Here is a 14,465-nt window from a genome sequence, read left to right on the forward strand (position 1 = left end):
AAGAGAAGCGAGTGACCCGCGGGGCGACATGGTCCGGAAAAAAGACAGGAAACGCTTGACCTCACCGACCCCAATCAGAGAAGCCTGCTAGATCCTCGCCAGTGCCGGATTTGAAGGTAAGCTGCGGCGGTATGATCGCACTTCGCGCGGACGGACCGTTGGTGTGCAGCAAGAGCGCCGAGTTCATTCGGCCAAGATTCTGCACTAGGCCGAGGTAGGTGAAGGCAGATAGCTATCCGGTAATCGCTGAGATATTGGAGATGATGTTCCCCATGGAGGTGTGTACCAGTATTATAAGTTTCCAAACTTCATGTACGAACGCCGTGGACGAGCTGCTGTGTGCGCTTGCTGTAAATCGCTTCCGCGAGTTCACAGTCGGAGGTTGGCTAAGACCCTAACGCGAGAGCTTCAACGGCCCCCTTCGCGATGAACTCCTCAACGAGACGCGGTTCACGTCCCTGGCCCAGGCCCGCGCGAGGCTCAATGTATGGCGCGCCGATTACAACGGCGCGCGTCCGCACTCGCACATCGGATGGCAGACACCCAACGAATGTGCATCGACCTTCAACCCGCGACGGTCGCTCGCGCTGCGCAACGTGAAACGCTCCGCGCCAGCACCCGTCGCGTCCACCGGCCATCAGGGCAAATCCACCCCCGGAAACGAACTCACGACTGGATAAAATTTGGGGGAAACGTCAGGGCGGCCATAACTTTGCAGTCTTCAGACGCGAGGCGGCCTACAACAGCGCTGCCCACCATGCTTGTGGCCCGCGACCCACACGGCTTTTCCCTTCAGATCGTACATTATGCTTCCTTCATGATTACCGATGTCTGCATGACCTTTAGGTCTTCCCGCACCATTTCCGCGGCGAGCTCGCGCACGGATGTCTCATGCACCCAGCCGAGCTTCTCCTTCGCCTTTGTGGCATCGCCCAGGAGAAGATCGACTTCCGTGGGGCGGAAGTAGCGTGGGTCTACCTGGACTAGGCATCTGCCGGTCTCGACATCATAGCCCTTTTCGTCGACTCCCTCACCACGCCATTCGAGCTCGACGCCGACATCTTCGAAAACCCATTCGACGAATTGGCGGACAGGGGTCGTCTTGCCCGTCGCCAGCACGTAATCATCCGGTTGATCCTGCTGCATCATCATCCACATACCACGCACGTACTCACGCGCATGGCCCCAATCGCGTTGAGCATCGAGATTGCCGAGATAAAGCTTGTCCTGCTTGCCGAGGTAGATAGCAGCGGCGGCGCGGGTGATCTTGCGCGTCACAAAAGTTTCGCCGCGCAGTGGGCTTTCATGATTGAAGAGAATGCCGTTGGAAGCATGGATACCATAGGCCTCGCGATAGTTGACCACGATCCAGTAGGCGTAGAGCTTGGCGGCGGCGTAAGGGCTGCGCGGATAAAAGGGCGTTGTTTCGTTCTGCGGTACGGATTGCACGAGGCCGTAGAGCTCTGAAGTCGAGGCCTGATAGAAGCGGGTCTTGTCCTTCAGACCGAGGAGGCGGATCGCCTCAAGAAGTCGCAATGTTCCGATACCGTCGGCGTTTGCTGTGTATTCCGGCGTTTCGAACGACACCTGGACATGGCTCTGAGCGGCCAAGTTGTAAATCTCGTCTGGCTGGGATTCCTGAACTACTCGGATGAGATTAGTCGCATCAGTGAGGTCACCGTAATGCAAAATTAGGCGCGGATCGGGATCGTGCGGGTCTTGGTAGATGTCTTCGATGCGACCCGTGTTGAAGGAAGAGGAACGTCGCTTAATCCCATGAACGACGTAGCCTTTTTCCAGCAGAAGACGCGTGAGATAGGCACCATCCTGTCCCGTTATGCCCGTAACCAGAGCAACTTTCCTGTTCTCGCCCATTTTCTTCCTGCTCTATGGTAGTTGAAGTTTCGAATCTGGCTCGCCACACCGGCGGCCCGCCTCATACCCTATGGTAGGATTTCGACAGATGCGGCGCGGAGCTCGTCATTGACAGTGTCAGCCAGCGAGCACACCTGCTCCGGCTTCGAGGCATAGCAAAACAGAGTCTCGCCGCTAACCTGCCTAAGTCGCACATGCGGCCTGAGTGCCGAACTCAGCTCACGGGGTGAGCGACATAGATTTCAATCACGTCGCACCCGATTTGCTCATCAATCAGCGAGTTAGGACGCCCTTCTGGGATTCTACATCCGTTCTCAAGCACGCACAGTCGGTTGCATAGCCGCTCCGCTTCTTCCACGAAGTTGGTGGCCAGTAGAATCGTATTGCCCTGCGCCAGCAGGGCACGTAGCCGTTCCCAGATAAAATGGCGAGCATGTGGGTCCAAGCCACACTAGAACTCCACCATCCCTCTTTTGCGCTGACCAAGTAATCTTTGCCTGCTTCAGCGTCTTCTAATGGAAATTGTTTTGATCAGTGAAATCGATTGTTTGGATGAGGTGCATCCATAAAATGGATTGTTTGACAGGCAGCGCGGCACATCGGCGGCACAAAGTCGTGGGCGCGAGGTTCGCTCCGCGCGAAGACAAAGTTCGTGGCAGTCGGGGGCTTTGGGCGAACCGCACATCTGAGACGGCGGCGAAAAGCCGGTTAGGGCATTACGTATTGACCTCCAAGGAATTTCGGGCGCGCTAGCCCGAAAACGGTAGCTGGGCTTCAACGATGGGCGGGACGAGGCGACCATCAAACTGTGTTTCATACTGTAGGCGATCGCAGTGCGGCGAATTTGAACGGCCGCCTTTGCCAGCCCTCGCCATCGCATCCGGCTACAGGTGCCGAAGATCTTCTCGATCCGAGTACAAATTCTGTGGATCGGTTGGTTCCAGGCGTCGAGCTTTCGGCCTCGTCGCGCCCCCACATAGCGGTTGCGACGATGCGCGGCCTTCCACCCTTGGCGCGCACCGCGTCGCCGAGATGATTGCCTCGGTAGGGGCTGTCGGCAAACACTTCGCCGGGATTGTCGAGCAGAGCATCAGGAACGGCGTTGCCGTCCTCGGTGTGGGCGCCGTGACGGCGATCTCCTCGACAAGGGCCGTATCGGCGTAGGCACCGAAATGGGCTTTGAAGCAATGAAACGCTGGTCGGCGCTTGTACTTGACCCAATGGCCCTCTTCATCATCTTCGCTGGCCGAGGCGATGATCGCCGCATCGACAGGCGTGCCGATCTTCACCTGGATCGCTGAACTGGCGGGTGATCTCGGCGAACAACAGGTCATGAACCTCAAGGGCCTGTCGAAAACGGACGAGAGCGGGTTCGCACAGGTGTCGGCTCTGACACCGAGAACCCGCAGAACCGCCGGAACGATCCTCCACATGGCTGCAGACGCCAAAATTCCTCTCTCGGCCATCGTCGCACAGCATCGCGTGCCAGTCGCTCAGTCCAGCCGGCTCGAAAGCTATCCGGCAGGAGTTGCGCCATGTTGGCGCACTTGAAAGCGTGAGAGGGCGCCGTGTCGCATCTTTCGATGGGACCGGACGCCATGATGGCCATAAATGACGTGGATGGCCTGCGCCTGACATTCGACGGCTGGCGGGTCCTGCACATCCGTCCTTCAGGAAACGCCCGCAAATGACATGTTACGTTGAGGCAGTTAAGAATTGGACTTGAACAGGGACTTTGTGGACTGCCTCGACCGGCTGTTTCGCTTAGCAAAGCGCGGCCCCACGTCAGCAGAGGCTCATGGTCAAGGAACGCCTTAGTATCCATCACATGGATGGGCCACATTCACGCAATCAATTTTACACATGTCGCCGGGCGCATTAGAGAACGCTGAATTTAAACCGGAAGCGAGTGTACCCGGCGTCAAGATTTGCGAGCGTCACAGAGATAAGGATAGGCAGTGCTGAGGGAGCTCTTCTGCCCCACGCGCAGCCTCTACCAAATTGCCCGGCGTAACGGTCGACTAGTATCGATTAAGAGATCCCAAGCCAGATGCAACCTCGTCTCTGAAACGAGATTTCCGAAAATGCAGGTCAGTGGATTGGTAAAGCGCAGGTTCGTCGTCTCTCAGAGGCGTACGGGGTTCGGTGATTGTCTGTGGTCGCTGGCGGCCGCTTGGCGCTACGCTCAGCGGTCGGGACGAACGCTAGCCGTCGACTGGCGCGGGTCCTGCTATCTCGACCAACCCTTCACAAATGCCTTTCCGGTGTTCTTCCAACCGATCAATGACATCGCTGGCGTACCGGCTATTTGCGACGACCGGATCAACGACTTTTCCTTCCCGGGTCCATTCTTCCCGGAGTGGTGGAATAGGCCAGCGATCGACTGCCTTTACCGCCCAGATGAGCAGATTTTCCAAGAGCGCGACGAGTTGGGCGAGCTCTTTCAGGCCGAACACGATGTCGAAGCGAACACAGTAGTGTGTGACGCTTGTTTGATGTGGCGCTGCGATGAGGATGCCGAGCGGCAGGTCTTCCAGAGTGTCAAGCCTCGGTCTGAAATTCAAACACGCATAGATGCCATTTACCAAGAATGTTTTGAGGGGCACAGCATCATCGGGGTTCATGTTCGACATGGTAACGGTGAAGACATCATGGACCATGCGCCCTACTGGGCCGATCCGGAGTTCGCCGTTCGACAAGTGTGCACTGCGGTTGATAAGGCTAAAGCGTTACCGCACCCCAAGCCTGTGCGGCTGTTCTTGTGCACGGACAGCGCGCAAATCCTGGATCATCTGTCGGCCAGGTTTCCCGATCTTCTCACCGTCCCCAAGCATTTCCGATCCGATCAAGACGGCCCCTTACACACTGCAGCACTTGGGATCGACGGCGCAATTTCCGCCCTCGTTGAGATGTATCTTCTCGGGCGCTGCGATACTGTAATTCGGTTTCCTCCGACGAGCGCCTTTACACGATATGCACGCCTTTTCGTACCGCGGGTAATTGAGTTCGATCTGAAGGACCCAAGTCGTTTGATTTTGATAGAAGGCAGCCAAAGAATCTCTCATCTTGATTAAGACGGCTACCTGGGCAATTCGGCAAATGGAACGAACAGGCATAGAGACATCGACCGCAATCCACGAGAGGCGGGCCATGGCATACGCTAAATGTCCCGCAGCTGCTCAGCTTGATCCGCAGGCTTGAGGATCCGGACACACTGCAGCAGTTCTTGGCTCCATTCGGGACTGTTGCCGACGTCGATGAAACCAACGGCCTTAGGGCACGAATACAGAATGACGAGATCATTCATCTGCGGCCGTCCGGCAACGCGCCAGAACTTCGCTGTTACTCGGAGCGCCGCAAGACCATCCTAGAGCGACGGCGGTCGTGACGCTGACGCTAAGGGCGCGGGCAATGACGTCCAGAGACGAAATCGAGGTTGTTTAATGAAAGTGGTTCCCGTCATCATCAGCGGTGGAGCCGGATCGCGGCTATGGCCCGCTTCGAGGCAATCGCACCCCAAACCTTTCCTTAAAGTAGCAGATGGACATTCTCTCATTCAGCACACTGTGCTGCGCGTCGGTTCGATAAAGGGCGTAGTGGAACTCGTCGCCGTGACATCTGGGGAACACCTCTTCCTTACCAAGGACGAGTTCGACGAACTAGATTCCGTGGTCCTGCCACGCACCTTTCTGCTCGAGCCTGAAGGCCGGGATACGGCCGCAGCCGTTGCGGCAGCCGCCATCCATGCCAAGGCAACGCAAGGCCCTGACGCGATTCTATGCGTCTTCCCAGCCGATCACATGGTTGGCAACCTGCCTGCATTTTTAGACGTCATGTGCCGGGCCATCGAACATGCGAAGCTCGGGCGGATCGCCACATTGGGCATCACCCCAACCAGACCGGACACGGCATTCGGCTATATCGAAGCGGATGGTGAGAAAGTCGTCCGTTTCGTTGAAAAACCGGATCTGGACACAGCCAAAGCCTATGTCGCGTCCAAGCGCTTCTTCTGGAACGCCGGCATTTTCTGCTTTAGCGCACAAACCATGCTCGACGAGATGGCATCGCATTGCCCCGCGGTGATCCAGGCCGTCTCCGACAGCTACGAGAACGGGCGCTTCAGTCAAGGCGAAGGCTTTGCCAAAATCGAACTCGCGCCTGAGCATTTCGGCTCCGCCCCGCGAATCTCGCTCGACCACGCTGTCATGGAGAAGACGAACAAACTTGCCGTGGTTGCCTGCGACATGGATTGGAACGACATCGGATCCTGGAACGCAATGGCCGATTTGATCGCCCCCGACGAAAGCGGGAACAGGATACGCGGCGATGTGCATATGGTCGACACGACCGGCAGCTATGTGAGCTCCGACAAGCGCGTCATCGGCACGGTCGGTGTCAGCGATCTGGTGATCGTCGATTCCCCGGACGCTTTGCTTGTCGCATCCCGCGACCGCGTTCAGGACGTCAAGAAGCTGTTCGAGGGCCTCAAGGCTTCAGGACATGAAGCTCACCTGGTCCATAGCACGGTACACCGGCCGTGGGGTACCTACACGGTTCTTGAGGAAGGCAAGCGCTTCAAGATCAAACGCATCGAGGTGAAGCCCGGTCGGCGGCTGAGCCTGCAGATGCACTATCATCGTTCGGAGCACTGGGTCGTGGTCAGCGGCTCCGCGAAAATCGTCAATGGCGAGCAGGAGTTGTTCCTGGCGACAAACGAATCAGCCTACATCCCCTGCGGCCATAAGCATCGGCTGGAGAACCCAGGCAGAATTGACCTGGTGATCATTGAAGTGCAGAGCGGCGATTATCTCGGCGAGGATGATATCGTTCGCTTCGACGACGTATATGGTCGAACGCAGATTTCACCCGCGCATGACGAGAAAGGTCAACGTGTCGCTGGCTAATTGCCACTAGGAAGGCCGTCTGCCCACTCAGGACCGGATGCTTGTGGAATCGGGAATTGACCAAGGCAGCGGCGAATGACCGCAATCGGCATCAGGGTGGGACAAATCAAACGGAAAGACCGGAGAGCGTAGTAACGCAACGCAGTCCCACTCTAAGCCTTTGATATTTCTGACTTTCCAAGCACCTTCCGCGCCCACCAAAATGTTTAATGTCAATGGCTTATGGCCGACTTCGCTCTGAAGTGGGCCAAATCGGCCTCGCTATCCCCGCAGCACTCAGTTGATTATTTTCGCATGAAAACGAGCAAGGACAGGGGGAGGGCGATCTTGTGCTGGCTTGTATGTCCAATCTTGCTCCTGTTCGTCGTCAGGTTGTGTGCAGCCGCATAGCGCGGCTATCGCGAGGCTGGAAGCCTCCGATCGATAGGTGCGGCGAACGGCGGCAACGAGGTGCGAATAGGATGGGTGAGCGTATGATCGAGAATACCGCAGCTGCGGTCTAGCGCGAAATGCAGCGTCTGTGACTCATCGGTCATTGCAGCGCGATGAACCGGAAATCATGACCCTAAGCCGCCCTTCATCAGCCCACCAGCGCCCAGAAGAAGGCGAAGATCCGTCACAATGCCTACCTGTACCAAGGCTTCAAGCAGTTCACCGCGAATGTGAAGACCGCCAGCCATTGCTTCTTCATTTTCGGCCATTCGCTCGCTACGAATGACGACCACATCCTTAACCGCATAGCGCGTGGCAAGTTTCGCAAGCTCTGTGTTGGCATCTATGGTGAACCAGCATCCGCGGATAACCAGCGGATCATGAACCACGCGAACGAGCTAAGCGGTGCAGCGCAACGAAAAATCGCCGCTTGATGTCGTCTTTTATGATGCTGCTACAGTTCATGTCTGGGGTTTAGGGTTAGAAGCGGAATGACTGCCAACCAGGTCATCGAGCCGGAAACTGACCGGCCGGTCGGCCCAAAAATGACATTCAGTTGCCTCCAGCCTTTCGACACGAGCCACTTCACGATCTCGCGATTGCCAGCTAGCGGCTTGTTGCTCGAGCTGCGCGATCCTAGTCTGTGGTCGCTATGCCTCAGCAAGAAGAGTCGGGTTTCTAGCCGGGCGGAGGGGCAACGAGATAGCCAGCTCAGGACAAGGAGAGCAAGCCATGGTCGCTTTTACCCTCAATGGCGAGGCGCGAACACTCGACGTCGATCCAGAGATGCCGCTGCTCTGGGCGATCCGTGACGGCATCGGACTCACAGGAACGAAATTCGGTTGCGGCCTTGCCCAGTGCGGCGCTTGCACGGTTCACGTTAACGGCATGCCGACGCGCTCGTGCCAGACCGCAGTCGGCGACATCGAAGGAGCCTCGATCACCACCATTGAGGGCGTGTCGGGCAAGATCGGCGAAACGGTCCAGGCCGTGTGGGCCGAGTTCGACGTACCTCAATGCGGCTATTGCCAGTCTGGCCAGATCATGTCGGCCGTGGCCCTCCTGACAGCGACGCCGAAGCCGACGGACGATGATATTGATTCGGCGATGAGCGGCAATCTCTGCCGCTGCGCCACCTATCATCGGATCCGCGCGGCCATCCACGAGACCGCCAACCGGCTGGAGACTTGAGGCATGTTGCAGTTTCTCCCGAAGCATAATGCCGTGGGGCCCACGCGCCGCCAGTTCCTCCTCGGCACGGCCGTCACCACCGCGGGCCTCGCCGTGGGCTACCGGCTAATGATGGCCGCGCCCGCCAACGCACAAACGACGCCTGCAGCGGTCCAGGCGAACCCCTTCCAGACCTATGTCGAGATCACACCGGAGAACCGAATCGTCATCCACTCGTCGCAGTTCGAGATGGGACAAGGCTCCTATTTCGGCATCGCCACCCTGGTTATGGAAGAGCTCGACGGCGCCTGGGCGCAGGTCCACGTGGTCGGCGGATATGGCAATACCGCGCTCTACGGCAATCTCGCCTGGGGCGGGGCCGCGCAGGGAACCGGTGGCTCCACGTCGATGAGCTCGTCGTGGGAGCGCTACCGCAAGGCGGGTGCTGCCGCACGGGCCATGCTGGTGGCGGCCGCGGCGCAGCGGTGGGACGTGCCAGCCGGCGAGATCACAGTCGCTTCCGGGGTCGTGTCGCACGCCTCAGGGATGCAGGCGCGCTTCGGTGAGCTGGCTGAAGCCGCAGCGGGAATACCGGTTCCCGACGACGTGCCGCTAAAGCCGCGCGACAAGTGGGCCCAGATCGGATCGGACAGCCTCAAGCGCTACGATTCCGCCGGCAAGACCAATGGCGCGCAGACCTACACGATCGACCTCAAGATGGATGGACTCAATACGGCCGTTATGATCCATCCGCCGAAGTTCGGCGCTGAGATCGAGAGCTTCGACGTCTCCAAGGCCAAGGCACTCGACGGCATTGTCGATGTCGTCCAGACGCCGCGCGGCATTGCCGTGGTCGGCAGGGACATGTGGACGGCGCTCAAGGGCCGCGATCTCGTGGAGGTGACCTGGAACGAAGAGAAGGCCGAAAGGCGCGGCACGGCCGAGATCATGGCCGAATACACTAAGGCAGCAGACGATCCGGGCGCGGCCACCGCGCGCGACGACGGTAACACTCCAGCAGCGTTGGCCAGTGCTGAGAAAGTCATCCAAGGGCACTACGAATTCCCCTATCTTGTCCATGCTTCAATCGAGCCACTCAACGCGGCCGCCCGAATCAACGAAGACGGCACCATCGACGTCTGGGGCGGACACCAGATGCCCGACCTTTATCAGGCGGCTGCCGCTCAAGTAGGCGGCACCACGCCGGACAAGGTGAGGCTGCACGTGATGAAGACCGGCGGCAGCTTCGGCCGCCGAGCGGTCTCGGACGCAGATCTCATTATCGAAGCTGTTTCCACAGCGCGTGCACTGGGACCCGGCAAGCCAGTGAAGGTGCAGTGGACCCGCGAGAACGACATGCGGGGTGGGCGGTACCGGCCGGCCTATGTGCACGCAGTCAAGGCGGGGCTCGACAAGGAAGGCAATGTCGTCGCTCTCCATGACCACATCGTGGGCCAATCGATCGCGGGCGGTTCGCCCTTTGCGGCGATGATCGAGAACGGCATCGATCCGACCTCCGTGGAGGGCGCCACCAACCTGCCCTATGCGATCCCGAACCTGAAGGTCGAGCTGACCACCACGGACGTGAACATCCCAGTGCTGTGGTGGCGTTCGGTAGGCTCCACCCACACCGCTTACGCAATGGAAACCCTGATTGATGAGCTCGCCGCCGCTGCGAACCGTGATCCGGTCGACTTCCGCTTGTCGATGCTCGGTCACCATTCACGGCATGCCGGCGTGCTGAAATTGGCTGCTGAGAAGGCAGGCTGGGACAAGCCTCTGCCGGAAGGCCGTTTCCGCGGCGTGGCCCTGCATGAAAGCCTCTCGACCTATGTCGCCGAGGTGGTGGAGATCACCTTCAACGATGGAAATGATTTCAAAGTCGACCGCGTCGTCTGCGCGGTAGATTGCGGCACCGCGATAAATCCTGACCAGATCCGCGCTCAGATGGAGGGCGGTATCGGCTTCGGGCTAGGCGCGATCCTCCAGGAGGAGCTGACCCTGACGGGCGGTGTCGTAGACCAAGAGAACTACGACACCTATATGCCGCTCAGGATCGAGCAGATGCCGCGCGTCGAGGTGCACATTGTGCCGTCCGACGAGCCGCCCACGGGCGTTGGCGAGCCGGGTGTGCCGCCGATCGGCCCGGCCGTCGCCAACGCGCTACGGGCGGCGACGGGCAAGACGATCCGCAAGCTGCCGATCATAAAGAACTTGTCAGCATAGCCGGGAATGACACCATGAAAACGGCCGCGATGAAGATCGCGGTCGTAGGTCGTTTTTGAACGCCTCCTGACAGGCGATCACCTCCATTCGATCAATTTTCCGGCGGCTGCCCGGTCCACTATCCGGTTTAGAGACGGTAACCCGTGTTCTGAACGACCGCAGACGGTCGTTGGTGCTGGTAGCACTGAAGAACCGCTTTCGAGACGCAAATGCCGTACGAAAATGTCTCGAAAGGGTCACGCTAGAGACTTTTGTACCACCTATTGCATGTCTGCTATCGCTTTCTGGGCGCGAGAAGCGGCCGGTCCTCTGACGGCCCCATAACAGGACATTGATGTCTTCGCGCTGAGCGTCAGCAGTTGGCTCTACCGCGACCTTTCTCAGGAAGGCTGCACACCGACGCGATCTTCCTTTCACCTTGCGCAAACCTCCCTTCCGAGTGAGGCGTTCAGTGCGTCGGCTTGGTGGACTGAGGCACTTCTGAGTGGGACAACAACATTGAAAAACATTGGAAAAGATTTGAATGCTCTGAAGTCCCACTGATCTCTTACCAATTGATTTTTATGGCTTTCTGAATACCCTCCGGGCCCACCATTGGCTCCTGCTGCCATTGCCCGCCGGTGCGCAGGAAAGCTCGGCCTCGAGCTCCGGCAGCGGCGGCAATTCGACCACAACCGGCTGGCTGGACACCTTGCTTTTGTCTGTCTTGCACGGCTTGATCCGGATCCACTTCTCCACGGGTCGGACTGCCCAGTGCGGCAAAAGGGCGGCTGCGGCGTGAAAATAGGACAGGAGAAGAGGCCGATCTCGTCCGCGTTCTGCGCAGAGGGTGAGCGTGTGCCATAGACCAAGCGAGTGACGTTCGTTCAACCCACCGGCTGGACCGAGCGGGCCGTCGCCTGAGTAGCACTCACCGTGTCCGTCGTAACGGACGACTTTTGTCTGATAGTGCACCGGCTTCATGCGGTCTTGACGTCGAAAATCGGCCTTCACATATTTTCCGCAGGTTGCTGCCGATTGCTGGGGCGACCATCCTCAACCACCTGAAATCGTTCAAAGATTGGAGGTTTCGATGAGCGAGAGAACATTTGAGAGTCCCGTGTTCGTGAGAGCCGCGGAAGGTCTCATTCAAGAGATCGCCTGTCTTGAGGATGCTTTCGATTTTCTCGACGAATGGCCGAAGCATCGGCGAGGCGTGATCTACGAAACGGCAAAGCGCGCGTGTCACCGCGCCTACGACGGTCTCATACCGTTAAAAGTCGCGCGGGATGCGTTCGCCGGCTTTGCCCGCTCCGTGAAGATCCTCGAGGACGTCGCAACGGCGATGCCTTGGGTGGCAGCCGCAAAGTCGGGCGAGACGGGCGGCGTTGCCGCCTGACCGTTTCGGAGGGAGGAAATCATGCTTTCTCAGCCCTTCGAAAAGCCCGTTCGCGTCTGGGTCGGACTCGGATTCCCGAGGCAGCTGAATTCGGTCGTGGATGCCTACCAGTTCGTCACCGACTGGTGCGGGAACAGCCCTGAACAAAGGGCTGCGATCCGCGCCTGTAAAGCCGCATTGGCCGGCGAGATCGACGCGGAGACGGCGCGCGGCGTTCTCGTGCAGTTCGCCAGGAAGAAAGACATCCTGGTCGAAAACGGAATGATGCCGCCGGTCACCACTACCGGGCAGGTTCTGCAAGCTTGATCCGCGGGCGGTTTCAGAGGCGGTGGCCATCGGGCCGCCGCCCAAAAGGTGCGCCGTGCGAAAACGCGCGCGTCGATGCGCCGGCAGAGTTTGCTGGCGGTTTCTATGTGCACCGCACTCCACTGGGTTGGGCGGTGAGCAAGGTTAAGGTCACAAGCTGTCAGACCTTGCGCCTGTTTCGCTGACTAGATGGGGTAACGGACCGCCAAGCAACCCGCGAGCGGAGCGCGCCACCCAAGCGCCGTAGCAAAGTGAGCCGCCCGCTTAGCGGCCCATTACCCCGCCTAGGTAAGACGTGGCGCCGCGAGCGCCGATGGAGTAATCTTGCCCCATCAGTTCTCGGGAGTAAGAGCCATGAACGCAGTTCCTCGATGGCGGCTCGCAGGCGACTGGTTCGACATCTGCAGCTGCGACATCCCTTGTCCTTGCGAATTTGCACAGCGGCCGACCGGCAATCACTGCCAGGGCGTGCTCGCCTGGCACGTGCGTGAGGGCCAATACGGCGACGTGAAGCTCGACGGCCTGACGCTGGTGGCGCTCGGAGAGTTCGAAGGCAATCTCTGGGCCGGCGAGGCAAAGGCCGTCATGGGCATGTACCTTGATGAGAAGGCCAACGAGAAGCAGCGCGAGGCGCTGCAGACCATCTTCGGCGGGCAGGCCGGCGGCTGGCCGGCGGGCTTTGCCGCCAACATTGGCGAAATGCGCGGCATGGAGTTTGTGCCGATCGCCTTCGAGGTGGCGGGCGACCTCGCCACCTGGCGGGTCGAGATCCCTGGCCGCGTCGTCGGGCGTGCGGAAGCGCTTTCGGGGCCGACTACCCCACCCGGCAAACGCGTGCAGACGATCAACCCACCGGGCTCCGAGGTCGGTCCCGGCCAGGTTGCCACCTGGGGCCGTTCCGTCGAGGTCAGCACCAAGGGCTTCGGCCTCGACTGGACGGGCACTGCCCGCTCGAGCAAGCACATACCGTTCGAGTGGACCGGCCCGAGCTAAGGCGGTGGCAGACCCACGCGCCATCGGCCGGTTCTCCTTGCCGCCGCTTGTCAGAAGGCAGGGCGGCGTGCCACTCGGCCTGCTTGCTTCCCTCGCCCTCCTGACGGCGGCAGCCTGGGCGGTGACGCTCTACCAAACCCTCAGCATGAACATGCCGATGGGCATTGCCGTGCGCGGACGGATTGGAGGCGTGGAGGGTATGGCCGGCATGGCGATGGGCGGCATCGCCGCCGAGCCTTGGTCGATCGGCAACGCCGCCGTGTTTCTCGCGGTATGGACCGTGATGATGGCGGCGATGATGCTGCCTGCTGCTATGCCGATGATCTTCATGTTCGCGTCGGCACAGTCAAGGCGCGAACGCCGCCTTGCAGTTCCGACCTGGATCTTCGTCGCCGGCTATATCCTCGTCTGGGCTGGAGCCGGCTTTCTAGTGTATGCGCTGGTCCAGCTCGGCAGCGATATCGCGATGAGCTTCGATCCGCCTCAGCGTTCGCGTTGGGCGCCGCTCGCGCTCGGCGCGACGCTCGCAGCGGCTGGGCTCTACCAGTTCACGGCGGCCAAGCACATCTGCCTCGGGCACTGCCGCTCGCCACTGGCCTTCATTGCCGAGCACTGGCGCGACGGGCGGATCGGCGCCCTTCGCATGGGGCTGCGGCACGGCCTGTACTGCCTCGGCTGCTGCTGGGCGCTGTTTGCCGTTCTGGTCGCGGCCGGTGTCATGAGCCTCGCCTGGATGCTGCTTTTGACGCTGGTCGTCTTCGTCGAGAAGCTGTTGCCGCGCGGCCGCCGCTTCGAGGCGACGGTGGGGATCGCGTTGCTCGCACTCGGCATCGCGGTGGCGAGCGGCGCGGTGGCGATGCCATGGATGGCAGGGTAGCGCCGACGACGGCTCGGCCCGACATTAACGATGTCGGCAAGGAAGCGGGCCGAAGGGAAAATCGTCTCTCCGTCGCGGGTGACCACCTCGAAGAGCCCGCCATGGATGTGCATGGCGTGGGATGAAGCCGTTGTTGGTGCCGATGAAACGCACTTTCAGGGTCTCGCCGACCTTCACGCGGATCGTCTCTGTCGCGAGCCGCTGGAGTGGAGCTTTCTCCATCGGCACTTCGGCAAGTCCAGCCCGATAAGTCCTCCTGGCGGCCGCTATCAGGCGCCACGTCTGCCGCGCCAAGGCCAATCCC

General features: G+C 59.8%; 12 protein-coding genes and 3 pseudogenes. 12 read left to right on the forward strand and 3 right to left on the reverse strand.

Features of this window, described 5'->3' with window-relative positions:
* Nucleotides 1–401: 401 nt before the first annotated feature.
* Nucleotides 402–680 (forward strand): annotated as a pseudogene (locus NKH98_RS29210) (integrase core domain-containing protein); the annotation flags it as partial.
* 124 nt (nucleotides 681–804) lie between these two features.
* Here the strand turns inward: NKH98_RS29210 and gmd are convergent.
* Complete coding sequence (gene gmd, locus NKH98_RS29215; RefSeq protein WP_023718702.1) at nucleotides 805–1,875, reverse strand: GDP-mannose 4,6-dehydratase; 1,071 nt, start codon at nucleotides 1,873–1,875, stop codon at nucleotides 805–807.
* Between the two features lie 131 nt (nucleotides 1,876–2,006).
* Nucleotides 2,007–2,323 (reverse strand): annotated as a pseudogene (locus tag NKH98_RS29220) (nodulation factor ABC transporter ATP-binding protein NodI); the annotation flags it as partial.
* A gap of 806 nt (nucleotides 2,324–3,129) precedes the next feature.
* On the opposite strand from NKH98_RS29220, the gene NKH98_RS29225 reads away from it, so the two are divergent.
* The 11 genes from NKH98_RS29225 (at nucleotide 3,130) to NKH98_RS29275 (ending at nucleotide 14,161) form a co-directional block, all read left to right on the forward strand.
* Nucleotides 3,130–3,426 carry a hypothetical protein gene (locus NKH98_RS29225; RefSeq protein ID WP_352903713.1) on the forward strand — a complete coding sequence of 99 codons (297 nt, stop codon included), beginning with the start codon at nucleotides 3,130–3,132 and terminating at the stop codon, nucleotides 3,424–3,426.
* A gap of 533 nt (nucleotides 3,427–3,959) precedes the next feature.
* Nucleotides 3,960–4,949 carry a nodulation protein NodZ gene (locus NKH98_RS29230; protein WP_352903715.1) on the forward strand — a complete coding sequence of 330 codons (990 nt, stop codon included), beginning with the start codon at nucleotides 3,960–3,962 and terminating at the stop codon, nucleotides 4,947–4,949.
* Nucleotides 4,950–5,101: 152 nt separating this feature from the next.
* On the forward strand, nucleotides 5,102–5,263 hold the full coding sequence (locus NKH98_RS29235) for a hypothetical protein (protein ID WP_352479197.1): 162 nt from the start codon (nucleotides 5,102–5,104) through the stop codon (nucleotides 5,261–5,263).
* Between the two features lie 55 nt (nucleotides 5,264–5,318).
* On the forward strand, nucleotides 5,319–6,779 hold the full coding sequence (locus NKH98_RS29240; RefSeq protein ID WP_352903717.1) for a mannose-1-phosphate guanylyltransferase/mannose-6-phosphate isomerase: 1,461 nt from the start codon (nucleotides 5,319–5,321) through the stop codon (nucleotides 6,777–6,779).
* 629 nt (nucleotides 6,780–7,408) lie between these two features.
* The gene (locus tag NKH98_RS29245; protein WP_352903771.1) at nucleotides 7,409–7,645 is read left to right on the forward strand and encodes a DUF4917 family protein; all 237 of its coding nucleotides are present in this window, start codon (nucleotides 7,409–7,411) and stop codon (nucleotides 7,643–7,645) included.
* Between the two features lie 298 nt (nucleotides 7,646–7,943).
* Nucleotides 7,944–8,402 carry a (2Fe-2S)-binding protein gene (locus NKH98_RS29250; protein ID WP_352739852.1) on the forward strand — a complete coding sequence of 153 codons (459 nt, stop codon included), beginning with the start codon at nucleotides 7,944–7,946 and terminating at the stop codon, nucleotides 8,400–8,402.
* A gap of 3 nt (nucleotides 8,403–8,405) precedes the next feature.
* Nucleotides 8,406–10,607, forward strand: a complete 2,202-nt coding sequence (locus NKH98_RS29255; protein ID WP_352903719.1) for a xanthine dehydrogenase family protein molybdopterin-binding subunit — start codon at nucleotides 8,406–8,408, stop codon at nucleotides 10,605–10,607.
* A 1,072-nt stretch (nucleotides 10,608–11,679) separates the two neighbouring features.
* Nucleotides 11,680–11,985 carry a DUF982 domain-containing protein gene (locus NKH98_RS29260; RefSeq protein ID WP_352479369.1) on the forward strand — a complete coding sequence of 102 codons (306 nt, stop codon included), beginning with the start codon at nucleotides 11,680–11,682 and terminating at the stop codon, nucleotides 11,983–11,985.
* A 21-nt stretch (nucleotides 11,986–12,006) separates the two neighbouring features.
* Nucleotides 12,007–12,291 carry a DUF982 domain-containing protein gene (locus NKH98_RS29265; protein ID WP_352903721.1) on the forward strand — a complete coding sequence of 95 codons (285 nt, stop codon included), beginning with the start codon at nucleotides 12,007–12,009 and terminating at the stop codon, nucleotides 12,289–12,291.
* Between the two features lie 354 nt (nucleotides 12,292–12,645).
* Nucleotides 12,646–13,284, forward strand: coding sequence for a DUF1326 domain-containing protein (locus NKH98_RS29270; RefSeq protein ID WP_352479367.1), 639 nt, complete (start codon nucleotides 12,646–12,648; stop codon nucleotides 13,282–13,284).
* A 4-nt stretch (nucleotides 13,285–13,288) separates the two neighbouring features.
* Nucleotides 13,289–14,161 (forward strand): DUF2182 domain-containing protein, encoded by an 873-nt coding sequence (locus tag NKH98_RS29275; RefSeq protein ID WP_352903722.1) that lies wholly within the window; start codon nucleotides 13,289–13,291, stop codon nucleotides 14,159–14,161.
* 5 nt (nucleotides 14,162–14,166) lie between these two features.
* On the opposite strand, the pseudogene NKH98_RS29280 reads toward NKH98_RS29275, so the two are convergent.
* A pseudogene (locus NKH98_RS29280) lies at nucleotides 14,167–14,356 on the reverse strand (multicopper oxidase domain-containing protein); the annotation flags it as partial.
* Nucleotides 14,357–14,465: the final 109 nt, after the last annotated feature.

The sequence above is a fragment of the Mesorhizobium sp. M0833 genome, from assembly GCF_040319905.1.
Classification (GTDB): Bacteria; Pseudomonadota; Alphaproteobacteria; order Rhizobiales; family Rhizobiaceae; genus Mesorhizobium.

Coding starts and splice junctions, on each gene's coding strand:
- NKH98_RS29260 (WP_352479369.1), top strand. CDS start 11,680: ATGAGCGAGAGAACATTTGAGAGTCCCGTGTTCGTGAGAGCCGCGGAA.
- NKH98_RS29230 (WP_352903715.1), top strand. CDS start 3,960: ATGCAGGTCAGTGGATTGGTAAAGCGCAGGTTCGTCGTCTCTCAGAGG.
- NKH98_RS29255 (WP_352903719.1), top strand. CDS start 8,406: ATGTTGCAGTTTCTCCCGAAGCATAATGCCGTGGGGCCCACGCGCCGC.
- gmd (WP_023718702.1), bottom strand. CDS start 1,875: ATGGGCGAGAACAGGAAAGTTGCTCTGGTTACGGGCATAACGGGACAG.
- NKH98_RS29240 (WP_352903717.1), top strand. CDS start 5,319: ATGAAAGTGGTTCCCGTCATCATCAGCGGTGGAGCCGGATCGCGGCTA.
- NKH98_RS29270 (WP_352479367.1), top strand. CDS start 12,646: ATGAACGCAGTTCCTCGATGGCGGCTCGCAGGCGACTGGTTCGACATC.
- NKH98_RS29250 (WP_352739852.1), top strand. CDS start 7,944: ATGGTCGCTTTTACCCTCAATGGCGAGGCGCGAACACTCGACGTCGAT.
- NKH98_RS29225 (WP_352903713.1), top strand. CDS start 3,130: ATGATCGCCGCATCGACAGGCGTGCCGATCTTCACCTGGATCGCTGAA.
- NKH98_RS29265 (WP_352903721.1), top strand. CDS start 12,007: ATGCTTTCTCAGCCCTTCGAAAAGCCCGTTCGCGTCTGGGTCGGACTC.